The sequence below is a fragment of the Nocardia sp. NPDC056000 genome, from assembly GCF_042269265.1.
Lineage (GTDB): Bacteria > Actinomycetota > Actinomycetes > Mycobacteriales > Mycobacteriaceae > Nocardia.
The window spans coordinates 1-13,163 of record NZ_JBHJXS010000030.1 but is presented as its reverse complement, the minus strand read 5'-3'; the positions used below and the strand labels follow the sequence as shown (position 1 = coordinate 13,163).

General features: G+C 67.5%; 2 protein-coding genes. Both read right to left on the bottom strand.

Annotated features, from left to right (window positions below; all coding sequences use genetic code 11):
- Positions 1 to 8,433, bottom strand: an 8,433-nt coding sequence (locus tag ACFC4D_RS46340) for an amino acid adenylation domain-containing protein (protein ID WP_376073303.1), incomplete at its 3' end; no start/stop codon positions are given.
- Positions 8,430 to 13,163: amino acid adenylation domain-containing protein (locus ACFC4D_RS46335; RefSeq protein ID WP_376073300.1), on the bottom strand; the 4,734-nt coding region annotated here is incomplete at its 5' end. The genes ACFC4D_RS46335 and ACFC4D_RS46340, both read right to left, overlap by 4 nt.

Below are 13,163 nucleotides of genomic sequence, written 5' to 3'. Positions count from 1 at the left end.
CACACCCTTGGGCACACCCGTCGAACCCGACGTATAAATCATGTACGCCGCATTCGACACCGACAACGGCACAACACGATCCACATCAGAAACCGCACCACCACTGCGACCCGAAACCTCGAATACCACCTCGGGCGCATCCAACAGCATCCGCGCGGACCCGTGCTCGAACCCCGCGGCCGCAGCGGTCGCGGTATCGGTGAGCGTCACCAACGGCGCGGCATCATCCAGCATGAACGCGATGCGTTCGGCCGGATATCCCGGATCGACCGGCACATACGCCGCACCCGCCTTGAGCACCGCCAGCAGCGCGACGATGAGCCGCTCCGAACGCGGTAGCAGCACCGCAACGAACGATTCCGGGCCGACCTGCCGCGCGATCAGCGAGCGCGCCAATCGATTCGACGCCTCGTCCAGATCGCTGTAGGTCAGTTCCCGGTCGCCGAAGACCACCGCGACCGCCTCCGGCGTCGCCGCCACCCGGGCGGCGAACAGTTCCGGCACCGGCACCACGGGCACCGGCCGCACGGTATCGTTCCAGGTCCCCAGCACCTGCCGCAATTCCACCTCGGACAGCAGCGACAATCTCGAAAGCGGCCGATCCGGTTCGGCCACCAGGGTTTCCACCAGTCGCACCAGCCGGGTCACCATCAGGGCGGCGGTGTCGGCGTCGAACAGGTCCATCGCATAGCGCAGTGATCCGGCCAGTCCCCGCGCGGTGCGGTCGTCGCCGTACTGCTCGGTGAAACCGAATTCCAGATCGAATTTCGTGGTGGCGGTATCGGCTTCGGACACCGTGGCAGCCATCCCGGGCAGGGTGAGTTCGGGGCGGGCATTGTTCTGCAGCACCAGCATGACCTGGAAGAGCGGATGCCTGCTGAGCGCGCGCTCGGGGTTCAGGGCGTCGACCACCACGTCGAAAGGCACGTCCTGATGCTCGTAGGCGGCCAGATCCACCGCGCGAGCCCGATCCACGATCTCGCCGAACGATGGATCACCCGACAAATCGGTACGCAGCACCAACGTGTTCAAGAAGAACCCGACCAGATCATCCAACGCCGCATCACCACGACCCGCGACCGGCGTACCGATCACCACATCCGAACCAGCACCCACCTTCGACAACAACACCGACAACGCCGCATGCAACACCATGAACACCGACACACCACGAGAACGCGCCAACTCCAACACATCCCGATGCACCCGCGCCGACAACTCGATCGGCACCGTGCCACCGCGATAACTCGGAACCTGCGGACGCACCCGATCCACCGGCAACACCAACTCCGGCGGCGCACCCGCCAGATTGCCCGTCCAATAGTTCAGCTGCTCGGACAGCCGGCTGCCGGAATCCTCAGCGGCGCCGAGTATCTCCCGCTGCCAGAGCGTAAAATCCGCGTACTGCACCGGCAATTCGCGCCACGCCGGGGCCGTACCCGCCGCCCGCGCCCCGACGGCGGCGGTGATGTCCCGCGCGAACGGACCCATCGACCAGCCGTCGGCGGCAATGTGATGCAGCACCGCCACCAGCACGTACTCGCGGATCTCGGGTGCGCCCGCACCCGTGAAGGGCAATTCGAAAACCGCCGCGCGAATGGGTAATTCACGGGTCAGATCGAAGCCCTGGCCGGCGAATTCCGTCACCTCGGCCGCTACCCGGGCGGCGCCGCTGACCCGGGAGGTGAACTCCCACCACCCCGCCAGCTCGGGCAGCGGAACGACCTGTTGCCGGGGTGCGCCGTCGATTTCGGGGAAAACGGTGCGCAAGGCCTCATGCCTGGCCACCACATCCCACAGCGCCTGCTCCAGCACGATCGCGTTGATCGCACCGCGCAATCGCAGTACGAACGGCATGTTGTAGGCCGCCGATTCGCCCTGGAAGCGGTTGAGGAACCACAGGCGTTTCTGCCCGTAGGAGAGCGGAACCACGCCCGGTCGCGGTCCGACCGTCAGAGCGGGACGGGGTGTGCGCAGGCTGTCGGCGATCCGGGCCGCCAGCAGCGCGACGGTCGGCGCGTCGAAGAGATCGCGCACGGTCAGTTCGACCTCGAGGATCGCACGCACTCGGCTCAGCACCCGGGTACCCAGGAGCGAATGCCCGCCGAGATCGAAGAAGGAATCGTCGATCCCGACCCGTTCCACCCCCAGCACCTCGGCGAACAGGGCGCAGAGCAGTTCTTCCTGGGCATCGCGCGGCGCCCGCGCGGAGGTGAGCGCCCCGAAATCCGGTGCGGGCAACGCCCGCCGATCGACCTTTCCATTGTGGGTCAACGGAATTCGATCCAGCACCACGATCGTCGCGGGGATCATATGGTTAGGCAGCATGGTCGTGAGTTCGGCCCGCACCCGCACGGTGTCGATGTGCGCGGCCGTTTCGGCGACGACATAACCCACCAGCTGCGGTGCGCCGTCGCCGGTGACGCGCGCGATCACCACCGCCCGCGCGACCTCCGCGCACTGTGTCAGCGCGGCTTCGATTTCGCCGAGTTCGATCCGGAACCCACGAATCTTCACCTGATCATCACCACGACCCAGATACTCGAGCGCACCGGAAGCATTCCAGCGCACCAGATCACCCGTCCGATACAACCGGCCACCCGAACCGAACGGATCAGCCACAAAACGCGACGCGGTCAACGCCACACGACCGTGATAGCCGCGCGCCAACTGCACACCACCGAGATAGAGCTCACCCACCACACCCGGCGACACCGGCTGCAACCCCGCATCGAGCACATAGGTACGGGTATTCCACACCGGCGCACCGATCAGTACGGGGCTATCCGCCCGAACCTCGGCGCTGGTCACATCGATCGCGGCTTCCGTCGGGCCATACAGGTTGTGCAGCAATATATTCGGGGCGGCAGCGGCGAATCTGGACACCACCGAGGCCGGTAGTGCCTCGCCGCTGCACAGCACCCGACTGAGCGCGGTATCCCGCAACCCCTCGGGCACGGTCGCCAAGAACTGATCCAGCATCGACGGCACGAAATGCGCCATCGTCACACCCTGCCCCCGAATCACCTCCGCCAAATACACCGGATCCCGGTGCCCCTCAGGTTCGGCAACAACAACCACCGCACCAGACACCAACGGCAGGAACAACTCCCACACCGACACATCAAAACTCACCGGCGTCTTCTGCAAGATCCGATCGCTGGCCGAAACCGCATACTCCGAACGCATCCACTCGAGATGCGCCACCAAAGACTCATGCCCGGTCACCACACCCTTGGGCACACCCGTCGAACCCGACGTATAAATCATGTACGCCGCATTCGACACCGACAACGGCACAACACGATCCACATCAGAAACCGGCTCGCCACTACGACCCGACACCTCCGACACCACCTCGGGCGCATCCAACAGCATCCAGTCCGCACCACCGGCGCTCGGGACACCCGCGGCACCCTGCATTCGCGCGGTGGCGGCATCGGTGAGCACCAGCCCGGGCGCGGCATCGCCCAGCATGAACGCGATGCGCTCGGCCGGATAACCCGGATCGATCGGCACATACGCCGCACCGGCGGCGAGCACCGCCAACAGCGCGACCACCAACTGCTCCGAACGCGGGAGCAGGACCGCGACAAAGGTTTCCGGACCACAGGCGCGCGCCGTCAGCTGCCGCGCGAGGCGATTCGACGCCGCGGACAGCTCGCCGTAGGTCAGGGTGCGGTCACCGTGCACAACGGCCACCGCATCCGGTGTGGCCGCGGCTCGCGCGGCGAAGTAATCCGGAAGCGGCGACGCCGCCACCGCGTATTCGGTGGCGTTCCACTCGCCGAGCACCCGGACCCGCTCGGCATCGGACAGTAAGGACAGCTGCGACAGACGCCGATTCGGTTCGGCGAGCAGCGTTTCCAGGACACGGCCCAGTCGCTCCACCGCCAGTTCGGCGGTGCTCCGGTCGAACAGGTCCGTCGCGTAGCGGAGAGTTCCGGCAATGCCGCAGGCGGCGCGGCGGTCGTCGTACCGTTCGGCGAACCCGAACTCCAGATCGAACTTGGTGGCGGCGGTCTCGGCCGCTTCGGCGGTGATCTCCACCCCCGGCAGCGATAGTTCCGGTTCGGCCGTGTTCTGCAGGGCGATCAGCACCTGAAACAGCGGATGCCGATGCGGCGCCCGCTCCGGATCCAGTTCCGCCACCAGCGATTCGAACGGCACCTGCTGATGTTCGAAGGCGCTCAGATCGGTGGCTCGCACCCGATCCACGATCTCGCCGAACGATGGATCACCCGACAAATCGGTACGCAGCACCAACGTGTTCAAGAAGAACCCGACCAGATCATCCAACGCCGCATCACCACGACCCGCGACCGGCGTACCGATCACCACATCCGAACCAGCACCCACCTTCGACAACAACACCGACAACGCCGCATGCAACACCATGAACACCGACACACCACGAGAACGCGCCAACTCCAACACATCCCGATGCACCCGCGCCGACAACTCGATCGGCACCGTGCCACCGCGATAACTCGGAACCTGCGGACGCACCCGATCCACCGGCAACACCAACTCCGGCGGCGCACCGGTGAGCGCCTCGCGCCAGTACCCGAGCTGCCGGGACAGATCACTGCCGGGGTCCGCCGCGGAACCCAGTGCCCGCTGCTGCCAGAGCGCGAAATCCGCGTACTGCACCGGCAATTCGGGCCAGACCGGCGCACCGCCGGACAGCCGAGCGGAGAGGGCACTCGCGATATCGCGCGCGAGCGGGGCCATGGACCAGCCGTCGGCGGCGATATGGTGCAGAACCACCGCCAGCACCAGCTCGGGCTCCGACTCGGATACGGTCGGCGCCAACTCGAACACCCATGCGCGCAAAGGCAATTCGTGGCGCACATCGAATCCGCGGCGCACCACGGCCGCCACGTCCGAGCGCACCTCGGCGCGGGTGGACACGGCGGAGCCAAACTCCCACCGCGAGCCGAGTTCCGATGGCGCGATCACCAATTGCTCGGGCACGCCATGGATTTCCGGGAAGACGGTACGCAATGCTTCGTGCCGGGTGACCACATCCAGCAGGGCGTGCTCAAGATCGGCGGGCCGGAGATCGCCGCGCATCCGCAGCACGATCGGCAGGTTGTAGTTGGCGGATTCACCCTCGAGCCGGTTCAGGAACCACAGTCGCTGCTGCCCGAAGGACAGTGGCAGCGACTCGGGCCGCGGCACCGCCGTCAGCGCGAGCCGCGCGGGGATGACCGCGGTGCCGCCGCGTTCGAGCAATGCGGCCACGGTCGGCGCTTCGAACAGATCGCGAATGGTCAGTTCGATCCCGAGAGCGGCCTGAATACGGCTCAGCAGCCGGGTGCCCAGCAGCGAATGCCCACCCAGATCGAAGAAGGAATCGTCGATTCCCACCCGCTCCAGCCCCAGGACCTCGGCGAACAGTCCGCACAGCGTCTCCTCGCGGGCGTCCCGTGGACCCCGCTGGGAGACCAGCGCCGCGAAGTCCGGCTCGGGCAGCGCCCGCCGATCGACCTTGCCGTTCGACGTCAGCGGTATGCGATCGAGGACGACCACCGCGGCGGGCACCATATGCGCCGGCAGTACGGCGCCCAGTTCGGCGCGCACCGCCGCACCGTCGAGCTGCGAGCCGGCCCGCGCGGCCGCATAACCCACCAGCTGTTGGGCTCCGGACCCGTCGACGCGCACGACCACGGCCGCCTGCGCCACCGCCGCGCATCCGGCCAACGCCGATTCCACTTCGCCCAATTCGATACGGAACCCGCGAATCTTCACCTGATCGTCGGCGCGGCCCACATACTCCAGTTCACCGATGGCGGTCCAGCGCACCAGATCTCCGGTGCGATACAGGCGCCGGCCCCGGCCGCCGAAGGGATCCGCCACGAAGCGCACCGCGGTCAGCGCGGCCCGCCCGTGATAGCCGCGGGCCAGTTGCGCGCCCCCGACGTACAGCTCACCCACCACACCCGGGGGCGTCGGCTGCAATCCCGCGTCCAGTACGTACACCCTGGTCGTGGACAGCCCGGCGCCGATCGGGCTCGCGCCGGATCGGTGTCCTGGCGAAGCGTTCAGGGATTTGTACGTGACATGCACCGTGGTCTCGGTAATGCCGTACATATTCACGAATTCCGGGCCGTCCGGATCGGACAGCAATTCGTTCAGAGCTTCGACGGCGAGACTCTCACCACCGAAAATGACCGTTCGAACACTCGCGGGCAGCCCGTCACGGCACCAGCCGTGCAATGCCTGGAAGGCCGACGGGGTCATGTTCAGCACGCTGACACCGTGCCGATCCACCTCGGCCGCGAGCTCGTTCATGGATTTGGGGACCTGGCTGTCCACCACGACAACTCGGGCGCCGGAGCACAGGGCACCGAAGATCTCCCAGACCGAGAAGTCGAAGGACATGGAATGCAGATTCATCCAGGTCTCGGTCGCCCCCAAACCGGCATCGCGCAGTGCGCCCTGCAGCAGGGTGGACGCATTCTCATGGGTGACCACCACGCCCTTGGGCACACCTGTCGATCCGGAGGTGTAGATCATGTACGCCGGATGCGCGTGCCGCAGTCCGGTGATCCGCTCGGCATCGAGGATCGGTGCGACATCGCGCCCGGCGATCTCGACGATCACCGCCGGATCGTCCAGCACCACCCACTGGCCCGCACCGATCCCGGCCGTCGCGCCGAGTATGGAACGAGTGCGGGTATCGGTGAGCACCACCGGCGGCGCGGCGTCGGCGAGGACGAATCCGATGCGCTCGACCGGATATTCGGGATCCACCGGCACGTAGGCGGCGCCGGTGGCGAGTACCGCCAACATGGCCACCACGAGTTGCTCCGAACGCGGCAGCACCAGCGCCACGAACGACTCCGGTCCGACACCGCGCGCGATCAGGCTCCGCGCCAGTCGATTCGAGGCCGCGGCCAACTCGCCATAGGTCAGCAGGGCGTCACCGCGGAGTACCGCGACCGCGTCCGGATCGCGAAGCACCTGGGCGCCGAACAATTCGGGCACCGTGACCCGCTCGACCGGAGCGACCACGCCGCTCCATCGGGTCACGGTGCGCAGTCGTTCGGATTCGGATAGCAGGGACAATCTCGAGAGCCGATCGTCACCGCCCGCGATACCGAATTCCAAGATCCGGACGAACCAGCGCGCCAGCCGCGCCGCAGTGTCCGGATCGAACAGATCCACCGCGTACTGCAGCGTTCCGGTGATGCCCTGGGCATTTCGATCGGCGTCGTACCGCTCGGCGAAGCTGAATTCCAGATCGAATTTGGTGGTCGCCAACGCGATCGGCTCCAGTTCGACCTCCACCCCCGGCAGCGACAGGTGTGGCGGGAGATTGTTCTGGAGCACCAGCATCACCTGGAACAGCGGATGCCGATTGAGCGCGCGATCGGGATTGAGCGCCTCCACCAACAGCTCGAACGGCACCTCCTGCCGTTCGAACGCGGCCAGATCCGTCGCCCGGGCGCGGTCGACGAGTTCCCCGAAGCCGGGATCACCCGAGACGTCCATCCGCAGCACCAGCGTATTGAGGAAGAATCCGACGAGGTCGTAGAGAGCCTCGTCATTGCGGCCCGCGATCGGGGTGCCCACCACGATGTCGGCACCGGCACCGGCCTTGGACAGCAGTGCCGCGACCGCGGCGTGCAGCACCATGAACAGGCTCGCGCCCCGGGTCCGCGCGCTGTCCAGTAGCGCGCTGTGCAGGTGAGCGGGTATCTCGATCTCGACGGCCGCGCCGCGATGGGTCGGTGTCATGGACCGGACGCGGTCGACCGGCAGCGCGGACTCCGCGGGCGCGCCCGACAGCACGTGCTTCCAGTGCTCGAGCTGGCGGGACAGTTCGCTGGCCGGATCGTCCTCGGAGCCGAGTACCTCCCGCTGCCACAGCGTGTAATCGATGTACTGCACGGGCAATTCGGCCCAGTCCGGCGCGTCGCCGTGGGTGCGGGCGGACAGTGCGAGTGCCACATCCCGCGCGAACGGGGCCATGGACCAGCCGTCGGACGCGATATGGTGCATGGCGGCCACCAGCACGTATTCCCGCTCGGCGCCGACGGCCGCCTCGAGTTCGAAAATCGCCGCACGCAAAGGCAATTCGCGTGACACATCGAATCCACGTTCGGTCATCGCCGCCACTGCGGCCGGCAGCTCCGCCGCCGTGATCGCCACCGAGGTGAACTCCCAGCGGCCACCCAGCTCGTCCATACCCAGCACGAGTTGCCTTGGTACGCCGTCGATTTCCGGGAACACGGTGCGTAGCGACTCATGCCGGGCAACCACGTCCAGCAGCGCCCGCTCAAGCACCACCGGATCGAGCGCACCGCGCAAACGCAGCACCACCGGCAGGTTGTACGTCGCCGAGGCGCCGTCGAACCGGTTCAGGAACCACAACCGTCGCTGCCCGAAGGACAGCGGATACGTCTTCTTGTCCATCTCACTCATCGCATTCGCTTCAGTGCCGGTCGTTCCACGGTCGCCGCGGTATTCACCCGCTCGATCAGCAGCGCGACGGTGGGCGCGTCGAAAAGATCGCGGACCGTCAGCGCCACCCCCAGTACCGATCGCACCCGGGTGAGCAATCGCGCGCCCAGGAGGGAGTGGCCACCCAGATCGAAGAAGGAGTCGTCGATGCCCACCTGATCCACGCCCAGGACCTCGGCGAACAGTCCGCAGAGCACCTCCTCCCGAGCATCGCGCGGACCCCGGAACGAGGCCGGCGCCGATAGCTCCGGGGCGGGCAGCGCGGCCCGGTCCAGCTTTCCGTTCGGGGTAAGCGGTAGGCGTTCGAGCACCACCACCAGCGGCACCATGTGCTCGGGCAGCGCGGCCCCGACCTCGGCGCGCAACACCGCCGGATCCAGCACCGCGCCGACGGCGGGCACCACGTATCCCACCAATTGCATTGCGCCGCCGCTGTCTTCACGCACCGCGACAACCGCCTGCGCCACATCCGCGCCACCGGCGAGTGCCGTTTCGACCTCACCGAGCTCGATCCGGAAGCCACGAATCTTCACCTGGTCATCGACGCGGCCCGCGAACTCCAGCTCGCCGTTCACACAGCGGCGCACCAGATCTCCGGTGCGATACAGCCGCTGCCCGGTCCCGCCGAACGGATCCGCGACGAACCGGGCGGCGGTCAGGGCCGCCTGCCCGTGATATCCGCGCGCCAATTGCGAACCGCCGAGGTACAACTCACCGACGACACCGGGCAGTACCGGGCGCAACCAGGCATCGAGCACCAGGCAGCGAACACCCGGGATCGGCGTGCCGATCGACACCGGTCCCGCCGCGGCGGTCAGCGGACCCGCGCCGGTGGCCCAGATGGTCGACTCGGTCGGGCCGTAGTCGTTGAAGAATTCGCGCGCGCCCGCCGTATCGGTGCCCGCCCATATCGCGACCAGTTCGGGCGGGCAGTTCTCGCCGACGCTGACCACGACGCGCAGGCTGTCCAGGCCGGTAGGTTCGAACGAAGCCAGCACCTGCGGCGTCAGCACGATATGGGTGACTCGCTCCGCCGCCAGCAACTGCGCCAATTCGGCTCCGCCGTAACTGTTCCGGGACGCGATCACGAAGGTCGCGGCGGAACCGACGGCTAGTAGCAGCTCGGAGACCGCGGCGTCGAAGCTCGGCGAGGACGCATGCAGCACCCGCGAATCACGTTCGGGGGCATAGCGTTCCAGCTGTGCGGCACTGAAGTTCGCCAGCCCGGCATGCGTCACCAATACGCCCTTGGGCCGCCCCGTCGAACCGGAGGTGTAGATCATGTACGCCGGATGCGCCGGCAGCAGCGGCCGTATCCGATCCGCGTCGGTGATCGGCCCGTCCTCGGTCCGCACCTCCGCCAGCTCGTCCAGCGCCAGCCAGCGCACGGTACCGGGGAGACCGGACCGCACGGCCGACATCGTCAGGCCGACCGCCACCCCGGAATCCTCGATCATGTACGCGACGCGATCCGCCGGATAGCGCGGATCGACCGGGACGAAAGCGGCACCCGTGCGGGCCACCGCCCATACCGCGGTCACCGATTCGACCGAACGTTCGATGGCGACCGCCACCAGGTCTTCCGGACCAACCCCGTGTCTGATGAGCTCGCGCGCAATGTGATTCGCGCGCCGGTCCAGCTCGGTGTACGACACGCTCCGGTTCTCGAAACGCAGCGCTGTACCGTACGGGTTCGCCGCCACCGCGGCGTCGAGCAGTTGCGCGAGCGTGCGCACGGGCACCGGAACGGAATCGGCCACACCGGCGGACGCGATGCGCTCGGCATCGTCGAGCAGGCCGATCTCGGGTAGTCGAATACCGGTGTCGGCACCCACGGCGGCCAAGGTGCGCAGCATGCGCGAGGCGATCCCCTCCGCCTGTTCGGCATCGAACATCGTGGTGAGATAACCGAATCGCAACCGCAGCCGGTCACCCGGAATCGCGAGAATGCCGAACGGATAGTGGGCGCTGTCGGTGGCGGCGATATCGGTGACCGCGAGCCCCGCACCGCTGACCGCGTCCAGATCCGCGCTGACCACCGGGAAGGACTCGTACACCAGCAGCGTGTCGAACAGATCGCCGAGTCCCGCCGCCGCCTGGATATCGGCGAGACCATGCTGATGGTGCTCCAGCAGGACGGCCTGCTCCTGTTGCAGGCGCCGCGCCAGATCGGTGAAGGTGTCCGAAGCGCGGAGCCGGACCCGAACCGGCACGGTATTGATGAACAGCCCGACCATGGCCTCGACGCCCGGCAATTGCGGCGGGCGGCCCGAAACCGTCGCGCCGAACACCACATCGGTGCGACCGGTCAGTCCGGACAACACGACCGCCCACGCCGCCTGCAGGACCGTGTTGACGGTGACGCCGGCCGTGGCGGCCGCGCGGCTCAGCGCCCGGGTGGCCTGCTCATCGAATTCGTGCCAATGCTCCGCCATGGCCGTATCGCTCGCTCGCGCACCGCGCGGACCCGCCAGCAACGTCGGCTCGGCGCAGTCCTCCAGCGCCCGGGCCCAGGCCGCCGCCGCGACCGAATCGTCCCGATCCGCCAGCCACAGCAAGAATTCCCGATAGGAACGGATCGGCGCGAGACCGGTGGGATCGCCCTCGGTTCGATACAGCTCGAGCAGTTCGGACAGCAGCACCGGCATCGACCAGCCGTCCAGCAGGACATGGTGGTAGGTGACGGCGAACTTCCACTCATCGGCGCCGGTATCGATCAGAGCAAACCGGATCAACGGCGGAGTGGCCGGATCGAAGGGACGAGCGAAGTCGGCGGCCAGTAGTCCCGGCACCGAATCGGCCTCGGCCGCAGTGTGTTCGGACCATTCCAGCGGTACGTCCCGAACGATGATCTGCACGGGCGCACCGGCCGCATCGGTGGTGAACGCCGCGCGCAGATTCGGATACCGGCGCAGCAATGTCGCTGCCGCACCGCGCAAACGGTTCGCATCGAGCGTTCCGCGCAGCGACAGCACGAACTGCATGTGATACGCGTCCAGCGTCGATCCGGAAAGCTCGGTGTGGAACAGGAATCCGGCCTGCAGTGGCGACAGGGTCCACAGATCGGCCAGGTCCGGATAGCGCTGCCGCCACACCGCCAGATCGGCAGGATCCGGGCGCACCAACTCGGCGTCCGATGCGAGGAGCGCACCATCGCCGGTCACCGTCGTGGCGACCGCCGCCAGACCGGCCACGGTCTGCTGCTCGAAAACCTGCCGCGCGGTGAGCGCGAGCCCGCGCGTCCGAGCCCGCGCCACCAGCTGGATCGAGATGATGCTGTCGCCACCCAGCGTGAAGAAGGAATCGTCGGCGCCGACCTGCTCGAGGCCGAGCACCTCGGCGAACAGCTCGCACAGCAGTTCCTCACGCGGCGTGCGGGGAGCGCGCGCGGACACCAGCGCCGCGAAGTCCGGCGCGGGCAGCGCACGGCGATCGACCTTACCGTTCGGGGTCAGGGGGAATCGCTCCAGCAGGACCACCACGGCGGGCACCAGATGGCCGGGTAGTCCCGCACCGAGCAAGGAGCGCAGCACCGCGCCGTCCATCGACGTATCCGGTTGTGCGACAACGTAACCCACCAGATGGCGGGCGCCGCCGGGTTCCGACCGCACCACCGCCGCCGCCTGTGCGACCCCCGGCAGACCGTTCAGCGCGGTCTCGACCTCGCCGAGTTCGATGCGGAAACCGCGAAGCTTCACCTGATCATCGCCGCGGCCCACGTACTCGAGCTCGCCGGATGCGTTCCACCGCACCAGATCACCGGTGCGATAGAGACGATCGCCGGTACCGAACGGATTCGCCACGAACCGGGACGCGGTCAGCGCGGCCCGGCGGAGGTACCCACGCGCCAATTGCGCACCGCCCATATACAATTCGCCCACGACACCGGGGGGCGTCAATCCCAGATCCGCGTCCAGCACATAGGCCCGCGAGTTGAAGAACGGCCGCCCGATCGGCACGGGACCGGAGCGATCCACCGCCACCGGGGACTGCGTGCACCACACCGTCACCTCGGTCGGCCCATACAGATTCAGTACCGAACCGGCCTGCTCCGCCAGCCAGTTCCCCAGCCCAACCGGTAGCGCCTCGCCGCCCACCAGCACCCGCAGTCCGGCGACCACCGCGGGATCGACCACTTCCAGCGAACCCCACAGCGATGGCGTCGCCTGCATGACAGTCGCTCCGGCGGTGCGCAATTCGCCCGCCAGCAGGACCGCGTCACGTACCGCCGCATCGGAGGCGATCTGCACCCGGGCGCCACACACCAGCGGCAGGAACAGTTCCAGGGCGGCGATATCGAATGACACCGTGGTGACCGCGAACCACACATCCCGCGCACCGAGCTCCAAGGTGGAACGCATGTGCGCCAGGAAATTCGACAGGGCACCGTGCGAAACCACCACGCCCTTGGGCACACCGGTGGAGCCGGACGTGTAGATCACGTACGCGGTGTCCGAATCACGCGGTGGTGCGGTCCGATGCACCGGACCATCGGGCAGCGCCGCCAGCTCCGGCGCATCCACGCTCAGCCATCCAGCGGCGCGCGTGCCGGGCGTATCAGCTTGGGCTACAGCGAATTCCGCTGCCGTGGCGGTGTCGGTGATGACCGCGGCGGGTTCGGCATCAGCCAACATGAACCCCACCCGCTCCACCGGATACGACGGATCAATCGGCACATACCCCGCACCAGA